An 18,527-nucleotide genomic window follows, 5' to 3' on the forward strand; every position below is an offset into this window, starting at 1 on the left:
GTCACCTATGAGAGGTGGACGAAGCCATGCGACGCAGACAAGGCGGTCTGGCGCTCACCGCCACAGTGATTCTCTCGTTGTTAGCGGGCGCCACCGCGACGACCGGGACGTCCGTGGCGAGAGCCGACGCGATGCCCGGCAGCGCCGACGAACCCCAGGTGCTCGTCTTCCACGGGGCCGAGGCCCCGGACGGGTTGACCCGCGCGGGGATCGAGGCGATCACCGAGATCGGCGACGCGGCACCGGACGGCGAGACCTTCGAAACCGAAGCCACCGACGACCCGGGCGCGTTCACCGCCGACAACCTCCAGCAGTACAACGCCGTCGTCTTCCTCTCGGCCGAGGGCGCGGTCCTCAGTGCCGACCAGGAGGCCGCGTTCCAGGGATACATCGAGGACGGCGGCGGGTTCCTCGGCGTCCACGACGCCTCGGCGGCGCAGCCCGACTCCGAGTGGTTCACCGGGCTCCTCGGCGCCCGTGCGGCCGACGGCGGCCCCGACGGGGCGCAGAAGGCCGTCGTCGAGGTGGGCGACCGCACCCACCCGGCGACGGAGAGCCTCCCCCTGGAGTGGAACCACACCGACGTGTGGGCCAACTGGGAGGAGAACCCGAGCGGTTCGGTCCACACCGTCGCCCGTGTCCGGGAACAGTCCTACGACCCGGGTGAAGGCGCGCTCGGCTGGGACCATCCCGTCTCGTGGTGCCGCGACTACGAGGGCGGACGCTCCTTCTACACCGGCATGGGCGGCACGGCCGAGAGCTTCGGCTCCGAGAACCTCCGCACCCACCTGCGCGGGGCTCTGCTGTGGACGACGCGGCTCGCACGCGCCGACTGCCAGGCCGCGATCTCCGCCAACTACCAGGCGGAGCGCGTCACCGAGCCCAACCAGGAGGACCAGCTCGACCAGATCGGAGAGCCGCACGGCCTCGCCGTCGCCGACGACGGCCGGGTGCTCTACATCGGCCGCGGCGGCGGGATGCCCAGCAGCCCCGTCGTCACCGACTGGGACGACCCGCAGGTCGGCCTCGGCGAGGGCACGCTCCACGTCTGGGACCCGGAGAGCGGTGAGGTCACCAAGGCCGGCTCGCTCGACGTCTTCGGCAACAAGGGCGGCGGCGAGGAACTCGTCAAGAACGAGGAGGGTTTGCTCGGCATCACCCTCGACCCGGACTTCGCCGAGAACGGCTGGCTCTACCTCCAGTGGACGCCGCACGAGGGGATCGACCGCGAGAAGCACCTCGCCGAGCGCCGCCTCTCCCGCTTCACCTTCGACCTGGAGACCAACACCCTCGACACCGCGTCCGAGCAGGAGATCCTCTCCTGGCCCGTCCAGGTGCACAGTTGCTGCCACGCGGGCGGAGGCATGGACTGGGACTCCGAGGGCAACCTCTACATCGCCACGGGAGACAACAACTCCTCCCAGTTCAGCGACGGTTACTCGGGCAACAACCCCGAACCCTCCTTCGAGGGAACCTCGTTCTCCGACGCGCGCAGGACCGCCGGCAACACCAACAACCTCAACGGCAAGATCCTCCGCATCCACCCCGAGGACGACGGCAGCTACACCGTCCCCGCGGGGAACCTCTTCACCGGAGACGAGGAGGGCGGCGGCAAGACGCGCGAAGAGATCTACATCATGGGCGTGCGCAACCCGTCGCGGATCTTCGTCGACAAGGAGACCGACTGGCTCTACGCGGGCTGGGTGGGGCCCGACGCCAGCGAGCCGTCGACCACCTGGGGCCCGGCGAAGTACGACACGTTCGCCGTGATGAGTGAGGCGGGCAACCAGGGCTGGCCGTACTGCATGGGCAACAAGCAGCCCTACAGGGACCGCAACCTGCCGGACCCGGAGACGCCGCTCGACTGGTACGACTGCGACAACCTCAAGAACGAGTCCCCCAACAACGACGGCCTCGTCGACCTCCCACCGGCCCGCGACAACAACATCTGGTACTCGCCGCAGGGCGGCGGTCCCGACTTCCCGCGCGACGAGAACGGCGTGCCCAGCTACGAACTGGACGAGCAGGAGCTGAAGTTGCCCTGGCTCTCCGGCGGCGGCCAGGCGGCGATGAACGGCCCGGTCTACCGCTACGACGCCGAGAGCGACTCGGACGTCAAGTGGCCCGAGTACTGGGACGGCAAGTGGTTCGTCGGCGACTACAGCGACTCCGACCCGCGGAACGCCGTGCTCCTCGACCCGTCCAACGCGACGAGCGGCGGCCTCCCCGTCCACTCCGAGAGCCTCCAGGACATCGTCCCGATCGGCAACGACGGCGTCGGCAACCTCATGGACTGGCGGTTCGCCCCCGACGGCTCGCTCTACGTCCTCGACTACGGCCGCGGGTTCTTCACCGCGGACTCCAAGTCGGCGCTCTGGCGCGTGACGTACCAGGGCGGCCCACCGACTCCGCTGCCTGACGACCACATCGGGCCGAAGGGTTCCTGACGAGAGGAGAGGAAATGGCCCGGAACACCAGAGCACGACCCCGTGCCCCACGCCGCCTCATGGCGGTGCTGGCAGCGATCTGCCTGACGCTGGCCGGCCTCGCCGTCCTGCCGACGGCGCAGGCCCAGCCGAACGGCGAGGACGCCCGGAAGGCCGCCGACCAGGTGCTCACCTGGACCGCGGGGGACGCCCTCGACGAGTACACCTCGGCGCCCGAGACGGCCGTCGCAGGACCCGCCACGCTCGTCTTCGAGAACAGCGCGGAGACCGGCAACACCACAGGCATGCAGCACACGTTGACGTTCACGACCTCGGACCCGGACTACAACCAGGACGTCAGCGTCAACATCCTCGCCGGACCCAACGACGCCGACGGCGGCCGCCACGAGGTCGAGGTGGAGCTGACCCCCGGCGTCTACCACTACCACTGCACCATCCCGGGACACTTCGGTATGGAGGGCGAACTCGTCGTCACCGAGGACGACGGGGGCGGCGGCGAGGACACCACGCCGCCCGAGGTCTCCGCGAGCGTCGAGGGCGAGCAGGACGCCGACGGCGCCTACCTCGGCAGCGCCACGACGACGCTCACGGCGACCGACGACTCCTCCGGCGTCGACAGCGTCGAATTCGCCCTGGACGACGCCGAGTTCACACCGTACGAGGAGCCCGTAGCGGTGACGGAACCGGGAGACCACACGCTCGCCTTCCGCGCCACCGACGTCGCGGGGAACGTCTCGGAGGAGGACTCCGTGGACTTCACCGTCGTCGCACCGCCGGGCGACGACACCACCCCGCCCGAGGTCTCGGCGAGCATCGAGGGCGAACAGGACGCCGACGGCGCCTACGTGGGCATGGCGACGGTCGCGATCGAGGCGTCCGACGCCGAGTCGGGCGTCGCCACCACCGAGTACGCCCTCGGCGGGGAGGAGTTCACCGAGTACGAAGGCCCCTTCATGGTCCACGCGGCCGGCGAGCACACCGTCGCCTACCGGGCCGTCGACAACGCGGGCAACTCTTCCGAGACGCACGAGATCACGTTCACGGTCGTCGAGGACGGCGGAGGCGACCCCGACCCGGAGTGCCCCGAGACGGACGACCGCCCGGTCGTCTTCGTCGGCGAGCAGCAGACCGACGTCCCCAACCGGGAGAACGCCGACGGCTGCACCGTCAACGAGGTGATCCAGGACGAGCGCGCCTGGACCACGCCCAACGCCTTCCGCGGCCACGTGCGCGGCGTGACGCGCACGCTCGCCGCCGAGGGCGTCATCGACGCCGACGAGCGACGGCAGATCCTCGACGCTGCCGACTCCTCGGGCATCGGTGAGGGTGACGACGAGGGGTACGAGAAGCTCTTCGACGGCACCGAGGCGTCCTTCGAGAAGTGGGAGCACGTCGGAGGCGGCGGCTTCGACCTCAACGAGGACGGCACCATGACGAGCAGCTCGGAGACCGACGGCATGGGCATGCTCTGGTACCCGGACGAGGAGTTCGGCGACTACTCGCTCAAACTCCAGTTCCGCGACGACGCACCGGGCGACGGGCGGGCGAACAGCGGCGTCTTCACCCGCTTCCCCAACGTCCACGACCACCCGGAGGAGTCACGCCCCGAGTGGGTGGCGGTCAAGTACGGGCACGAGATCCAGATCAACGACGCGCCCGGCGGCGACCAGTACAAGACCGGCTCCGTCTACGGGTTCGACCTCGTCGACCACGCCGGCGGGCTGCCCACGCCGAAGGGGGAGTGGAACGACTACGAGATCCGCGTCGTCGGCCAGACCTACGCCGTCTATCGCAACGGCACGCTGATCAACGAGTTCCGCAACTCCCCGGGCCAGCACTTCTCGCCACCGCGCGACGACGACCCGGGGACCGACGGCCGGCAGAACGACACCGGCTACGTCGGACTCCAGACGCACAGCACCTCCGACGTCACCTCGTTCCGCGACGTGAGGATCAAGCCACTCTCCTGAGACAGGGGGCACGCGAATCCGGCCGCCCGCGGGTCTCCGCGGGCGGCCGGGTACGTTTCGCGGTGGGCCGCGCTCGGCGTCGGGTGCCCGTGCTCGGGGTGCCGATGCGGCGCTGCTCGGGTGTGCGCGTCCGGGGTGCGGCTCCTCCCCGCCGTGCACGTGCGGGGTGCCGGCGTGGTTTCGCTCGATTGTGCGTCCCTGGAGCGCCGGCGCGGTTTCCCTCGGGCGTGCGAGCTCAGGGTGCCGGCGTGGTTCCGCGCGGCCGTACGCACTCGAAGTGCCGTCACGGCCCGCGTCTTGTCCTCGCGCCGCCGGCGCGTGCTCCGGCACCCGCAACGGGCGCCGTTCCCCCACGACTTGCCGAACCGGCAACGCTGCTGGCCGCCCGCTTCCGGGGTGCTGCATGCTCGTCGCACGTCGAGGATGTCGCCGCGCCCGGGCGCACCTCGGCGTCCCGCCGACCTCCGGAGGAGACATGCCGCAAGACACCGGCCTCACCCATCGCCTCGTCCCCACCCCCGCGGGCCGCACCCACCTCGTCGAGGCCGGTACGGGCCCGCTGGTGCTCCTCGTCCACGGGTTCCCCGAGTCCTGGTACTCGTGGCGGTTCCAGCTCCCTGCGCTCGCCGACGCGGGGTACCGGGCCGTCGCCTTCGACGTCCGCGGATACGGCCGCTCTTCCAGGCCGCAGGAGATCCGGGCCTACCGGATGCGCGAACTCGCCGCCGACTGCGCCGCGTTGGTGCGCACGCTGGGGGAGCGGACCGCCGTCGTCGTCGGGCACGACTGGGGCTCGTCGATCGCCTCGACCTCCGCGCTGCTGCATCCCGACGTCTTCCGCGCCGTCGCGATGATGAGCGTGCCCTACACCCCGCCGGGCGGCGGGCAGCGACCGAGTGAGATCTTCGCGGCGATGGGCGGGGAGGAAGAGTTCTACGTCTCCTACTTCCAGGAGCCCGGGCGTGCCGAGGCCGAGATCGAGCCCGACGTGCGCGGCTGGCTCTCGGGGATCTACGCCGCCATGTCGGCGGACACGATGCCGGGGCCCGACGACCCCGCGCCCCACTTCGTCAGCCGGGGCGGCACCCTGCGCGACCGCTTCCCCGCGGCCCGCCCTTTCTGGCTCGGCGAGCAGCAACTGGACTTCTACGCAGCGGAGTTCGAGCGCACCGGCCTCACGGGCGGCCTCAACCGCTACCGCAACATGGATCGCGACTGGGAGGACCTCGCCGACGTCGCGGGCGCGCCGCTCACCCAGCCCTCGTGCTACCTGGGAGGCGCCCACGACGCCACCACCGGTTGGCTCGCCCCGGCCATCGAGGCGTTCCCCACCACCCTCCCGGGCCTGACCTCAGCGCACACGCTCGACGGGTGCGGCCACTGGATTCAGCAGGAGCAGCCGGACGAGGTCAACCGCCTCCTCGTCGAGTGGCTCGGCGGGCTGCCTGCTTGATCGGTCCAACTTCCCTGCTGCTCAAGCGGGTTCCCGCCTCAGCGTCCCGAGCGCGCCTGCCAGCGGCCGTGCGTGCGGGAGACGAGGATCGGGCGGCCGAAGCAGCGGGTGAGCTCCGCGTCCGTCAGCACCTCCCCGGCGTCGCCGGCCGCCTGCACCCGGCCCTCGCGCAGGAGCAGCGCGTGGCTCGTCGCCTCCGACAGTTCCTCCAGGTGGTGCGTGACCGTCACCGTCGCCAACTCGGGGCGGTTCTGCGCCAGTTGGTACATGGTGTCGATGAGGTCCTCGCGCGAGGGAAGGTCGAGCGCGTTGAACGGTTCGTCGAGCAGGAGCAGCGAGGGCGACGGCATCAGCGCGCGGGCGATCAGCAGCCTCGCCCGCTGGCCACCGGAGCAGACGCGGAACGGGCGGTCCGCGAGCTCCTTGCAGTCGAGCTCGGCGAGGAGCGCGTGTGCCAGCTCCCGCGTCGCGTCGTCGTACGTGCGCCACAGCGGTTGCACGGTGCCGCTCGCGCCGGTGAGGACGACGGTGTGGCCCGTCGCGTCGAGCGGTACCTGCTGGCCGCCCGAGACGTGCCCGAGGTGTGCGCGGAGCTCCCGCACGTCGAAGCTGCCGAGGCGCTTCCCGAGCACCTCGACCGTGCCCGTCGTGGGGTGCGCGAGTGCGCCGGCGAGCCGCAGGAGGCTCGTCTTACCGGCTCCGTTGGCGCCGAGCAGCGCCCAGTGCTCGCCGTGCCGCACCTGCCAGTCGACCGAGTCGAGGATCACCTGGTCGGTCGTGAAGCGGCGCACGCTCGCGCCGCGCAGGGCGATCACCGGTCCCGTGGACTCCGCCGGTGCGCTCAACTCCGCCTCCCTGTGCGTGGTGCGGGCGCTGCCACCCGCGTGTGCGCGGGCCCGTGCGGTCCGCGCCCGCCCAGGTTAGTTGCGTCGCGCACACGTCGGCGGCCGGTCTCGGGATGCGGACGCGGACGGGCTCACCCGCCTCTGTGCAGCACGAGATGCCCGCGCCGAAGCGACCGCTCGTCGTCGTGGGGCTCCCGCAGCATCCGCCCCACCTCGACGAACCCGTACTCGGCGGCCAGCCCCGCAAGGGTGTCGATCGGCCACTGGTATGCCGTCCTCGCCCGGTGGTCGAACGGGGCGACGGGGCCGCCCCGCGACTCGAAGAAGGCGAGCAGCAGCGGGCCGCCGGGTGCGAGCGTCCGCCGGAACTCGGCGAAGTACGCGGGAAGGTCGGAGGGCAGCGCGTGGATCACCGAGTACCACGAGACGATGCCGCCCAGCGCACCGTCGGACACCTCGAGCGCCGCCATGGACCCGACCTCGAACCGCAGCTCCGGGTACGCCTCGCGGGCGAGACCGATCATCACGGGCGACACGTCGACACCGAAGGTGTCGAGCCCCAGGCCGTGCAGGTGCGCGGTCAACTGCCCGGGCCCGCACCCCACTTCGGCGACAGGCCCGGTGCCGGCGGCCCGCGCCAGCTCGGCGAACGCAGCGAGCACGGCGCGGTCGAGCGGAAAGGCGTCGAGGGCGTTGCGGGCCAACTCGGCGTACTGCTCGGCGACGGCGTCGTACGCGGCCGCCGTCGCCCGAAGGTGCGGGGAGGTCTCGGTCACGAGCGAGGAACCTATCCGCTGCCGTCGGGCCCGGCCAGTTCGGCCTCGCCGCGCGGCCCGTGCGGACGGTGCGTAGCATGGCGGCGTGCGGGAGAGCGGCGGCGTCGACGCGACGCAGGGCGGGGAAGCATCCGGGAGCGATGGCCACGGGGCCCCCAACTTACCGCGAAAACAGACTACTTCGCAGGTGAAGAGGCAGCCGTCGACGCGGGGGCACTCGGACATGGTCGGCATCAAGGACGTCGCCCGATGGGCTGGGGTCTCGGTCGGCACGGTCTCCAACGTCATCAACCGCCCCGAAGTCGTCGCGGAGGCCACGCGCAGGAGAGTGCGCGCCGCCATCGACCAACTCGGTTACGTACGCAGCGAGTCCGCGCGCCAGCTCCGCGCCGGCCGCAGCCGCATCCTCGCGCTCCTCGTCCTCGACATGGTCAACCCGTTCTTCGTCCAGGTCGCCTCGGGCGCCGAGGGCGCGGCGCGCAGCGCCGGGCTCGGGGTGATGTTCTGCAACAGCGCACAGTCCCCCGAGGAAGAGGCCGCCTACCTCTCCCTCTTCGCCGAACAGCGCGTCCGCGGCGCCCTGCTCACCCCCGCCGACCCCACGGGCGGCAACCTCGCCGCCTTCGCGCGCCACCGCATCCCGTACGCCCTCGTCGACCATCCGGTGCCGGCCGAGCAGTCCTGCTCCGTCTCGGTCGACGACGTCGCCGGCGGTGCCCTCGCCGCCCGCCACCTCCTCGAACAGGGAAGCCGGCATCTCGTCTACGTCAGCGGCCCGATGCACCTGCCCCAGTGCCAGGACCGCTACGTCGGGCTCCGCGACGAGATCCGCGGCGCCGGCCTCGACCCGGAGAGCACCCTCCGCCGCATCGAGTGCGCCCGCCTCGACGTCCCGGCCGGCCGTGACGCAGGTGCCCGTCTCCTCGGCATGTCCCCGCGCCCCACCGCCGTCTTCTGCGCCAACGATCTGCTGGCACTCGGCGTGCTCCAGGCCCTCTACGCCGCGAGCGTCCCCGTCCCCGAGGAGGTCGCCCTCGTCGGCTACGACGACATCGAGTTCGCCGCAGCGGCAGCCGTCCCCCTCACCTCCGTCCGCCGCCCCGCCTACCGCATGGGCCGCACCGCGGCCGAGCTCCTCATCGAGGAGACCGCGGAGGGCGACACCCCCCACCGCCACCAGCGCATCGTCCTCCAGCCCGAACTCGTCGTCCGCGACTCCTCGTTGCGGACGCGCCCGGCCTGAACGACCGAGCAGGCTGGACGGCGGCACGGGCGCTGCTTGCCCCTTCAGCGCTGCGGGGCCACTGTGCCGCGGCAGCGCAACCCCGCTGAACACCGTGGAGTTGGCGCTTGCCAGGAGGACTTCACCGCGCCCAGGAACCCGGCGGGTCCTGCGAACTCGACTCGACGCCCAGCCAGTTGCACCCTCGGAACCTTGGGCAAGGCGGGGGACCCGGTGGCCCTCTCAACCGGGCGCACTCGGGAGCGGGTTGTGCTCCCGGAGTCCCGACCTTGTTTCTTCGACTCGCTACGGAAGGCCGCTTCCGGACGCTTGGGCAAGCCGGAAGGCGCGTCAGCTCGGCCAACTCGACGTGACGGTGCTGCGGCTTGAAGCCCCAACCCGGACGCGCCTCCGACCGGATGCGGAAGACCACTCGTCGTACCCCACCCCTCATACCCGGTCACCCGGGCAGCACCGTCCGCACCGACTCCTCACACACCCGCCAACTCCCGCCCCGACGCGCCAGCGGGACGCCCCCCGTTCGCAGTCCCGGCGGCGAGCAGCGCCTGCACGTCGCGTACCGCAGCACGCCCCGCCCGGTTCGCACCGATGGTGCTCGCCGACGGCCCGTACCCCACGAGGTGCACTCGCGGATCGCGCACCACTCGCGTCCCCTCCGTACGGACACCGCCGCCGGGCTCGCGGAGCCGCAGCGGTGCGAGGTGCCCGAGGACCGGCCGGAAGCCGGTGGCGTAGAGAACGGTGTCGACCCGTGCGAAGGAGCCGTCGGCCCACACCGCACCGTCCTCGGTGAGGCGCTCGAAGAGCGGCAGCCGCTCCAGCACCCCGGCCTCCCGGGCACGGCGCATCTCCTCCGTCATCGGCAGCCCCGTCACCGAGACGACGCTGCGCGGCGGCAGCCCCTCGCGCACCCTCTCGTCGACGAGCGCCACCGCAGCGCGCCCCTCCTCCGCGCCGAACGGGCCCTCCCTGAAGACCGGCGGCCGCCGCGTCACCCAGTACGTCTCCGCCGCCACCTCGGCGATCTCCATGAGGTGCTGCACGGCCGACGTGCCCCCACCGACGACGAGCACCCGCTCACCGGCGAACCCGGCGGGCCCTGGATAGCCGGCGGTGTGCAACTGCCGTCCGCGGAAGACCTCCTGCCCTCGGAAGCGTGGCCAGAACGGGTGGTCCCAGGTCCCTGTCGCGTTGAGGACGACCCGCGTACGCCACACCCCGGCCGACGTCTCCACCAGCAGCCTCCCGTCGCCGGCCTCCCGCACGGCCCGTACGTCCACCGGCCGACGCACCCGCAGGTCGAAGGCGCGCTCGTATGCGGCGAAGTACTCGCCGATCACCTCGGAGGACGGCCGGAGCGGGTCGGCCCCGCGCAGCTCCCTTCCCGGCAGCGCGTGCATCCCGTGCACCCTGCCGTACGTCAGCGTCGGCCACCGGAACTGCCAGGCACCCCCGGGCTCCGGCGAGTGGTCGAGGACCACCGCGTCCTGACCGGGCACGATGCCCGCCCTGCGCAGGTGGTATGCGGCGGACAGCCCCGCCTGCCCGGCACCGATCACCACCGCTGTGACGTCGTCCATAGACACTTCAACCAGATCTCACCCGCCGAGCTTCCCTCCCCGTGTGACGACTCGCCGTCCCCCGTGCAGGATGTGGCCATGACCCAAGCGCTCTACAGCCGACTGCTCGACATCCACACCGGCTCCCACGAGACGGTCGTCGACCTCACCCGGGACCTGGAGACCTTCCTCGCGAGCGCAGCCGACGACCGCGACGGCCTCCTGAACGTTTTCGTCCCCCACGCCACGGCCGGCATCGCCATCCTGGAGACCGGCGCCGGCAGCGACGAGGACCTCCTGGCCGCCCTCCACGACCTCCTCCCCGCCGACGACCGCTGGCGCCACCGCCACGGCACCCCCGGCCACGGCCGCGACCACGTCCTCCCCGCCCTCGTCCCCCCGCACGCCACCCTGCCCGTCATCGGCGGCACCCTCGAACTCGGCACCTGGCAGTCGGTCTGCCTCGTCGACACCAACCGGGACAATCCCAATCGGCAGGTGCGGGCGAGTTTCCTGGGGTGAGCTCGGGTAAGGGCGAAAGCGGGCGAGTGGAGCCGGCTGGGCTCAAACGCGGCCGGGTGCTCCGCGCGCCGGACCCGGCCGTCGGCGGACGTCCCTGGCTTGTAAGGCAGGGCCTTCTTGGCTGAGGCCGTGCTCGAACCCTCGCGGATCGCCCGGCACGGCATCGGGGTGCGGACGGCAACGACGAGACCTTGGCAGCAAGGAGGGCATGCAGGTCGGAGAAAAGCCCCCGCAGGCCTCGGGCCATTGCGTGCGGGCTGACAGCGAGCAGTGGTTGTGAGCGCGGCAGTTCGGACCTGTGCGCACACCTGGCACACAACTGCGGGACCGGTTGTTCGCCGTGCCGATGCGCTCAGGGCGATGCGAAGCACGCCGCCGGGCACTCTTGCTCGTGTGCCAGAGGTTGGATTCACTGAGTGAGGAGACGGCTTCGCTGGAGCGGAGCGACCTGGGCTTGGGGAGTACAGGTGGAAACCGACGGCATGGACAGCCCCGTGCCGGGGTGGTCGAGGTCGGCAGCCGGTTCCGCGAGGTCCAGGTCCACGACTCAGTCACGAGTCGGCAGGCTCGACGACCAAGTGCCGTTTCTGGCACGACTGGAGCACCAGGAACGTGTCGCCCTGCTGGAGCTGAGCCGACCCATGGAGTACGGACCGCAGTCCGTGTTGGTTCGTCAGGACGAACCGTCCACCCACGTCGTGATCATCCTTGCCGGCTGGACCAAGGTCACCCACTCCGCGGCCAATGGCTACGAAGCTTTGCTGGCCCTGCGTGGCCCCGGGGACGTCGTCGGGGAGGCCTCCGCGGTGAGTGGCCGCCCGCGTTCGGCGACAGTGGCAGCACTCGGGGCGGTCGAGGCCGTGGCGATCGAGCGCGGCGAATTCCTGGACCACCTCGCAAGGTTTCCCGCCACTGCTCTCCAACTGCTCAGTCTCATCGGGGACCGGACACGCGCCAGTGACCGGCGGCGCGTGGAGCAGGGAGCACTTGGCGTTCGTGAGCGGTTGTCGCTCCTGCTCCTGGAACTGTCGCGCACCCACGGGGCCGAGGATGCGGAGGGAGTGCGCCTGACAGCCGGCCTCAGCCAACATGAGCTGGCAGGCGCGGTCGGGTCCTCGCGTGAGGCGGTGGCCAGACTCCTGAAGGAGCTACGGGAACGCGACATCGTCCGGACCAGCCGCAGGGGGCTGGTCATCGTCCGCCCGGACCAGTTGCGCCGGATAGGGGGCGGCGGACAGTCAACGACCGGGTAACCGGGCCGAGTTGTGTGTCATCGGTTACAGACGCTGTGTGCAGGCGTTCCTTCTCCGCTGTCAGACCCTCGCGGGATAGTGCTCCGGACCGAGCCCGATTGTCCGAGAGGTACCCATGAGCCTGGCCCTGACGGAACCCGTCAACCGCACCATTCTGCTGCTGGACATTGAGGACTTCAGTCGGCGGGACGACGTGGCGCAGGCTTGCCTGCGCCGGGAACTGCACAACGTGGTGGAGGACACCCTGGCCGACGCGGGCGTCGAGCGGAACATGCAGTACCGCGAAGACCGGGGGGACGGCCTGATCGTTCTGGTCAGCGCCGAGATCCCGAAGACCGCGCTGCTTCGAGCCCTTCTGACGACTGCCCCGGACGGGCTGCGGCAGTACAACCGGCTGGCGTCGAGTAGTGCACAGATGCGGCTGCGGATGGTGCTGGCCGCAGGAGAGGTCGCCTTCGACTCGAAGAAGGGGACGGTCGGCGGGCTCGTCGGACACGATCTCAACCAGTCCTGTCGGCTGCTCGATTGCGACGTCCTGCGTAAGGCCCTCGCACAGCGGAAAGCGGACTGCGTGCTGGGAGTGTCGCCCCCCGTCTACCAGGGCGTGGTCCGCCATGGGCACCGCGGTATGCGGCCGGAAGAGTTCCATCACGTGCCCGTTGCCGTGAAGAAAGACCGGCTCGACCTGTGGCTGCACGGTCCGCAGCCGCACGGCAACACCGTCTCCGCCCCGGAGCCCGCATCCGCCGGAAGTGAAAGCGCGAGCACGCACGGCGGTGCCGCCGTGCAGTCCCCCGTGTCGGCGCCTGCCGCGGGCATCACGATGAACGGCGGCACTGCGTCTTTCGGCGGTAGCCAGGTCCTCGGCGACCAGACGGGAGTCAGCGGCGGCCACGTCGCCGGCGACGTGGTGATGGGCAGTGTCCGCCGTGAAGGCGGGGGTGAGCGCACATGAGCGAGCAGCCCGGTGACAAGCAGGCGGACCAGTTCCAGGACGACTCCGCTCCGTCGGCCGACAACCAGGAGCAGGCGGGCGACGAGCAGCCCGGCGCGGCAGACGATCGCCCGCAGGACCCCTGGGCAGCTCGGCGTGAACTGTACGAGCACGTACCGGCTGCCGTCAGCGGCAGTCTGGTCGGTGGCGATCAGACGGGAGTCAGCGGAGGCAGCGTCGCAGGCGACGTCATCCTCGGGACGAAGGTGGAGCACCATTACCGCTTCGGTGTCTCCACCCGCACCTCCGGCAACATCCCGTCCGCCGAACTCGACCAACTCGCCATGGTGTTCGCCGGTTACGAGGAACGAGTGCACCCCCTACGTGACCGCTTGCACGACGAACGGGTCCTCGTGCTGTCCGGTGCGCCTTTCACCGGTCGTCGCAGCGGTGCCCTGATGCTGCTGCGCGCCCTCGGCGCCGAGCACATCCGCGCCGTCGACCCCAACACCCGACCGACCGCGCTGAGGGACGAGTTGAACGGCGATGCGCCCGGCTACCTCATCAGCGACCTGGTGACGTGCAGGGAGAACCCGCTGCGCGACATCGATCTGTGGGCCGCGGGAGACGTCCTCAGGGAGAAGGGCGCCTACCTGGTCGTCACCGTCGATCTGTTCGCGACCCTGCATGGCGTGCCGGTCGTCGCATGGCGGCCGCCGTCGCCCCAAGCCGTGCTCCGGTCGCACCTGCATGCCTCGGTGCAGAATCCGCGGCGGGAGAACGAGCTGCTGGCCCTGGACGTTTCCCGACGATTCCTTGCTCGGGACGACCATCAGCTACGGGAGGCGGCGGTGTTCGCGGAGAACCTGGCCGCGCACGGGGACGGCACGATGACCTACCAGGAGTTGGCGAATGTCGGCCCGACGTTGGTCCGGGGCCAGGTCGAGGAATGGTTCGGGGAGAACGAAACCCGTCTCCGGGACAAGGCGTTCCTCATCTCCCTGGCGGCGTTCGACGAGGCTGCCTACGCCTTGACCGCAGAACTCAGCGACGCGCTCTACGCGCAGTTCCAACGAACGGAAGACGGCGGGCGAGAGCCCCGGGTAGGCATCTTCGGGACGTCCATCACCGCGCGCCTGAACCTTGCTCGAGCTGTCGAGTACTGGAAGGAGGAACACACCGAGTGGGGGCCCGTGCGTCAGCGCATGGCCCGCTTTCAGGAGCCCGCAGCCGCCGGTGAGGTACTGCGCGAGGTATGGACGAGCCACCCCTCCGCGCGGCCGGCTCTGCTCGCATGGCTCCGGCAGCTCGCGCAGGACGGCCGGCCACTCGTGCGAACCCGCGCGGCAGTGACCGCCGCTGTGCTTGCGCGCACGGACCTGCCGTCGGCGATGGCCCTGCTCATTGAGGGCTGGGCGAAGTCGAAGCTCTACCGTGACCGCCTCGTCGCCGCCAATGCCCTCGCGATGGCGCACGCCGTCGATGCCCCCAACATCCCGCAGATCCTGCGTTCCTGGTGCGACGAGGAGGCCGGGCCGCGGCTTCGCTGGACCGCTATCCGTGCCTACGCCCTCGTGGGCCCGCGGATGCCCGACGAGGCGTTGGAGGCGTTGGCGGAAGCCATCCATACCGGGGACGACGAGGAGGAGGCCCAACACATCGCCGAGTCTGTCGCGCTGCTGCTGAGCGACGAGTCGGCACCGGTGCGCAGCCACGTACTACAGGGATTGCTCGACTTCCTCCAGGTCGGGGCGTCCGGCCGCCGGCTGGCGCTGCATGCGTTCGTTCTGGCCTGCACGCGCGCCGACAGCCGACTGCTGCTGCGGTGGTATGCGGAGGCCGCCGCATCGGGCACGGAGGACGCAAACCGGCTGGCCTCGCTGTGGCGGACCGCCCTTGCTGATCTGAGCTACACCAACGATGCGTTGAAGGCCCTGGCCGGCTGGATCCTAGAGGCTGACGGCGATCCGCGGGCCGAGCGGGAACTGACGATGCTGCTTCCGACGCTCGTCAGCTCCGACGCTGACCGAAAGCGCCTCGACCACATGCTTCGAACGCTCCGCGGCCGACACAGAGGTGACCCGCCCGCGGTGGCAGACCGTCTGGCGGCCGTGTTGTAAGACGCCGCCTCCCGTTCGCGGCCACGGACCGCGAAATTCCGCATTACCTTCAGCGAGGAGATGAACCATGGTGGACCTCCGCCGCGAGCCCGACTGGGACCAGGGCGCGAACCGGCACAGCGATCTGATCGATCCGGTGCTCACCGTGCGTCAGCTGTCCCGTTTCGACCACCGCAGGGGTTACAGCCGGATCGACAACGCACTGGTCTTCACCACGGACAAGGGAAAGTTTGAGGTCTACCTGCCACCACAGCGGCCGACGCGCTCCCTGTTGGCCGGCAGGCGGTACACCGCGGTCTACGAAGTCGACGTCGGGGTGCATGTTTGCACCGCTTCACTGCCGCTGCCCAGCGACAACGACGCCTTCGACTTCACCGCAGAGGTGGAGATGACCTGGCAGGTATCCAGGCCGCACCTCTTCGTGACCAGCGGAGTTCGGAGCGTACCCGCTCTGCTGACGCGCCGTCTGGAAGGACTGATGCGTCCGGTCAGCCGTGGTTTCCCGGTCGAGCGGAGCGCGGATGCCGAACGCGCCGTGTGCCGGGCGATCGCCGATGCAGGCGCGCTGGGAGACGCGGCCGGGTTGCTCACGTCGTGCGCCGTGCGGTTGAGGCTGGACGATGCCGCGATCGCCCACCAGCAGGAGATCCGGCGGATTCGGCACGCGGACCAACAGCTCGGCCTGTCGCACGACTTGGCGATGCAGGAGGACCGGGCCACAGCGGAGCGGAACGCGAAGCAGGCGCGGCACGATCACGAGCTGGTCATGCTGCGGAACCGCCAGCAGGAGGAGGTGCGGGAGCTGGAGGCGGAGAAGATCCGCCACTACGAGCGGTACCTCCGGCAGGGCGGCGTGGCGATGTGGGCTTTGCACCTGGCGCAGAACCCAGAGGATTCGCGACTGGTGATGGAGAACCTGCGCAAGGACCAGATGGACCTAATCAGAAGCCAGTCCGAGCTGGCCGTGCAGGTGTTGAAGGAAGGGAACCTGGAGGATTATCAGCGGGCGGGCCTCAACGCACAGGCGGTGGAGATCGTGGAAGCGATGCTCGCCCACAACCTTCCGGTTGCCACTCCTACGCCTTCCGCAGCGGACGCTCTGCCCTGGGCCGAATTCGACGACACCCGGGTGCGTCTCCACGAGCAGATGGACAGGGCACGTGCCGAGAATGCCGAGGACGAGCGGTGAACAACGGCGGGACAGAAGCTCCACCGGTGGGGACCCGTCTGCTCACGGAGCTGCGCTCCGAGACGGCCCGCGCGGACAGCAAGGCGTCGCTGCTCCTGGGGGCTATGAGCATGACCGTCAGCCTGCTCGTCGGCCTGCTCGCGGTCCGAGAAGGGTCCGCGTTGCGGCTCTCCGCTGCGGGGAACGTGCTGTTGTGGGCGGCAACGGCCGCTCTGGCCGGGGCACTGGTGTGTCTGCTCCTCGCCGTCATGCCCCGGTACGGCACCGCCCGGTGGACTCCGGGACGGCCTTTGACCTACTTCGGAGACATCCATCGGGCCACGGAGGGTGGCCGCCTCGCTGAGGCGCTTGCCGTAACCGAGGCACGTCAGTCTGACGGGGTCCTCGAGGCGCTGGCCCAGAACAGCCGCATCGTCGGCGCCAAACACCGGTGGATACGAGCCGGCCTGGCCGTCTACAGCACAGGAGCGCTGCTCATGCCCCTGGCGTGGCTCGTCGGCTGAACGCATGTCAGCGAGCCCCACCGTGTCGTCACGATCCGATTGCCGTACACACAGGAAGTTCTCATGACTGAACCTCCCAAGTCCGCACGCCCAGACTGTAGTTTCCGGCACGACCGTCCGTACCACCGGTCCGATCCGTGTGACGGGCACGAGGACTTCCGTCGCAGTGGCCGCGTTCACCTCGCCAAGCGGCAGCGGGGCATCGATGCCACGGCTGTGGTCCATCTGCTGCTGCATTTGCCCTCGTTCCTCGCAAGCCTCGCAATCATGGCGTTGCTCTTCCACGCTCTTCTTCCCGCCATGGCTTGGCTGGGCGTCCTGCTCTGGCTCGCCTCTGGGGCCTTGGCTTTTCATCGCCCTACCGAAAGGGCCCTAGCCCGCCACTTGTTGGCTCTCCGGCACCCGACACCAATGGAACGGATTCAGCTCGAACCGCTGTGGAGGGAGGTGACGGCACGGACGGGAGTCGAGGGTCGCGCCTACGAGTTGTGGATCGAGGACAGCGAACATCTCAACGCCTTGGCCGCGGCAGGTCATATTGTGGGAGTCACTCGATTTTCGCTGGAGAACCTGTCCGGTGGGCAGCTCGCTGCGGTCCTCGCTCACGAGCTGGGGCACCATGTCCGAGGTCACGCATGGTCCTCGCTCCTGGCGCAGTGGTACGCGGTTCCGGGACGGCTTGCGTGGTCCGCCGTGAAAAGGCTGGTTCAACTCCTCGCCGCCAGCAGTCGTAGGAGCATGGGCTGTTGGGTGCCGGCGCTGCTTCTGGTGGTCGGCAGCATCGTGGTGGTGATCGCGGTGTCGTACTGGTTCGTCGCCCTGGCGCTGGTGGTGCTCCCGTACCTGCTCGCCGCTGTGGCCCGCCGGGCCGAACTGCGGGCGGATCAGCATGCGGCTGCGTCCGGTTTCGGGCCGATGCTTGCCGAGGTGCTGCACATGATGCAAGCCGCGGAAAGGGACAGCGGACGTGTGACGGCTTCCGCTCTGTCCGGGTGCGGTGCTACCGCGTCGACGATCACAGGTGCGAGAGCGCGCGGCCGGGGGCGAAGCCTCTCCGGGGCGCTTCTGTCCTCACATCCCGACTACTACACCCGCCTGCACCACTTGGCGCCGTATCTCCGGGGGCGAGGAGCCTGAGTGATGTTGCTCCGGGAGAGGTCGGCACTCCCCAACCGGCAGGCGCAGGTGAGCTTCCTCGATTGCAAGCTCACCCGTGAGTGCGGGGCTGAGCGCGGACACCACAGCGGGGCAACCAGAAAGCCGGTCGTGAGTCCCCCTACGCTCGACCTCGCGTGGAATATCGCGAGCGTGTTCAACGGTTCGGGCTTCCGCCGGATGCAACTTGGACGGATGTCCCGTTCGGAGAGGCGCCATTGGCCGAGGTCATGCTGTTCGGCAATGGTAATGACGCGGATTTCGCCATCCATCCTCTCGACGGGCGCCGGTACCGGCCGGCTGTCGGCAGGAGCCTGCGGGTCGGCGGATGTCCAGGGAGGGACGGACAACGAAGCTGGCGCGCTGTACCGGAGGACGAACAAAGGGTCGTGCCAGGGACCGCCTCGCCCCTGGCGACTGTGGCCGCTGAGCCCCCGTACGTCACCCGGGCAGGTCCCGCCTGCTCCCCCCGGAGCGCTCTCCCACCCGCCGACCCGAACGGCTCGCTCGGAGTGCTCGGCGCGGTCCAGGTCCGGCGGTCCGGCGTGACGCGTCGTC

At 70.2% G+C, this 18,527-nt stretch carries 14 protein-coding genes; 11 read left to right on the forward strand and 3 right to left on the reverse strand.

Annotation, left to right across the window (positions count from 1 at the left end; translation table 11 throughout):
- Window positions 1-131: 131 nt before the first annotated feature.
- The 3 genes from F603_RS0103010 (at window position 132) to F603_RS0103020 (ending at window position 5,870) form a co-directional block, all read left to right on the forward strand.
- Window positions 132-2,447 (forward strand): ThuA domain-containing protein, encoded by a 2,316-nt coding sequence (locus tag F603_RS0103010; RefSeq protein ID WP_019544534.1) that lies wholly within the window; start codon window positions 132-134, stop codon window positions 2,445-2,447.
- A gap of 14 nt (window positions 2,448-2,461) precedes the next feature.
- The gene (locus F603_RS0103015; RefSeq protein ID WP_026328087.1) at window positions 2,462-4,417 is read left to right on the forward strand and encodes an OmpL47-type beta-barrel domain-containing protein; all 1,956 of its coding nucleotides are present in this window, start codon (window positions 2,462-2,464) and stop codon (window positions 4,415-4,417) included.
- Window positions 4,418-4,892: 475 nt separating this feature from the next.
- A complete protein-coding gene (locus F603_RS0103020; protein WP_019544536.1) occupies window positions 4,893-5,870 on the forward strand; it encodes an alpha/beta fold hydrolase in 978 nt (325 codons plus the stop codon).
- A 38-nt stretch (window positions 5,871-5,908) separates the two neighbouring features.
- Here the strand turns inward: F603_RS0103020 and F603_RS0103025 are convergent, their stop codons facing one another.
- Both F603_RS0103025 and F603_RS0103030 read right to left on the reverse strand, forming a co-directional pair.
- The gene (locus F603_RS0103025; RefSeq protein WP_019544537.1) at window positions 5,909-6,715 is read right to left on the reverse strand and encodes an ABC transporter ATP-binding protein; all 807 of its coding nucleotides are present in this window, start codon (window positions 6,713-6,715) and stop codon (window positions 5,909-5,911) included.
- Window positions 6,716-6,846: 131 nt separating this feature from the next.
- Window positions 6,847-7,491, reverse strand: a complete 645-nt coding sequence (locus F603_RS0103030; protein ID WP_019544538.1) for a class I SAM-dependent methyltransferase — start codon at window positions 7,489-7,491, stop codon at window positions 6,847-6,849.
- A 223-nt stretch (window positions 7,492-7,714) separates the two neighbouring features.
- Here F603_RS0103030 and F603_RS0103035 point away from each other — a divergent pair, with 223 nt between their 5' ends.
- On the forward strand, window positions 7,715-8,734 hold the full coding sequence (locus tag F603_RS0103035; RefSeq protein WP_019544539.1) for a LacI family DNA-binding transcriptional regulator: 1,020 nt from the start codon (window positions 7,715-7,717) through the stop codon (window positions 8,732-8,734).
- 470 nt (window positions 8,735-9,204) lie between these two features.
- Here F603_RS0103035 and F603_RS0103040 read toward each other — a convergent pair whose 3' ends face one another.
- Window positions 9,205-10,314 carry an NAD(P)-binding domain-containing protein gene (locus F603_RS0103040; protein WP_019544540.1) on the reverse strand — a complete coding sequence of 370 codons (1,110 nt, stop codon included), beginning with the start codon at window positions 10,312-10,314 and terminating at the stop codon, window positions 9,205-9,207.
- A 78-nt stretch (window positions 10,315-10,392) separates the two neighbouring features.
- On the opposite strand from F603_RS0103040, the gene F603_RS0103045 reads away from it, so the two are divergent.
- The 7 genes from F603_RS0103045 to F603_RS0103075 all read left to right on the forward strand — a co-directional run bounded on the left by F603_RS0103045 (window position 10,393) and on the right by F603_RS0103075 (window position 17,951).
- Window positions 10,393-10,815, forward strand: a complete 423-nt coding sequence (locus tag F603_RS0103045) for a secondary thiamine-phosphate synthase enzyme YjbQ (protein ID WP_019544541.1) — start codon at window positions 10,393-10,395, stop codon at window positions 10,813-10,815.
- A 467-nt stretch (window positions 10,816-11,282) separates the two neighbouring features.
- Window positions 11,283-12,068: a Crp/Fnr family transcriptional regulator gene (locus F603_RS0103050; RefSeq protein WP_019544542.1), complete on the forward strand. Its 786-nt coding sequence runs from the start codon at window positions 11,283-11,285 to the stop codon at window positions 12,066-12,068.
- A 115-nt stretch (window positions 12,069-12,183) separates the two neighbouring features.
- Window positions 12,184-13,023, forward strand: a complete 840-nt coding sequence (locus F603_RS0103055; protein ID WP_019544543.1) for a hypothetical protein — start codon at window positions 12,184-12,186, stop codon at window positions 13,021-13,023.
- Entirely contained in the window at window positions 13,020-15,122 is a 2,103-nt protein-coding gene (locus F603_RS0103060) for a hypothetical protein (protein WP_019544544.1), read from the forward strand. The genes F603_RS0103055 and F603_RS0103060 overlap by 4 nt, the downstream gene beginning before the upstream one ends.
- Before the next feature lie 67 nt (window positions 15,123-15,189).
- Window positions 15,190-16,311 carry a hypothetical protein gene (locus F603_RS0103065; protein WP_019544545.1) on the forward strand — a complete coding sequence of 374 codons (1,122 nt, stop codon included), beginning with the start codon at window positions 15,190-15,192 and terminating at the stop codon, window positions 16,309-16,311.
- Between the two features lie 26 nt (window positions 16,312-16,337).
- On the forward strand, window positions 16,338-16,814 hold the full coding sequence (locus F603_RS0103070) for a Pycsar system effector family protein (protein ID WP_019544546.1): 477 nt from the start codon (window positions 16,338-16,340) through the stop codon (window positions 16,812-16,814).
- Window positions 16,815-16,877: 63 nt separating this feature from the next.
- Entirely contained in the window at window positions 16,878-17,951 is a 1,074-nt protein-coding gene (locus tag F603_RS0103075; protein WP_106431215.1) for a M48 family metalloprotease, read from the forward strand.
- The last annotated feature ends 576 nt before the right edge of the window (window positions 17,952-18,527 follow it).

This window comes from Streptomyces sulphureus DSM 40104, from assembly GCF_000381025.1.
GTDB classification, from domain to species: Bacteria; Actinomycetota; Actinomycetes; order Streptomycetales; family Streptomycetaceae; genus Streptomyces; species Streptomyces sulphureus.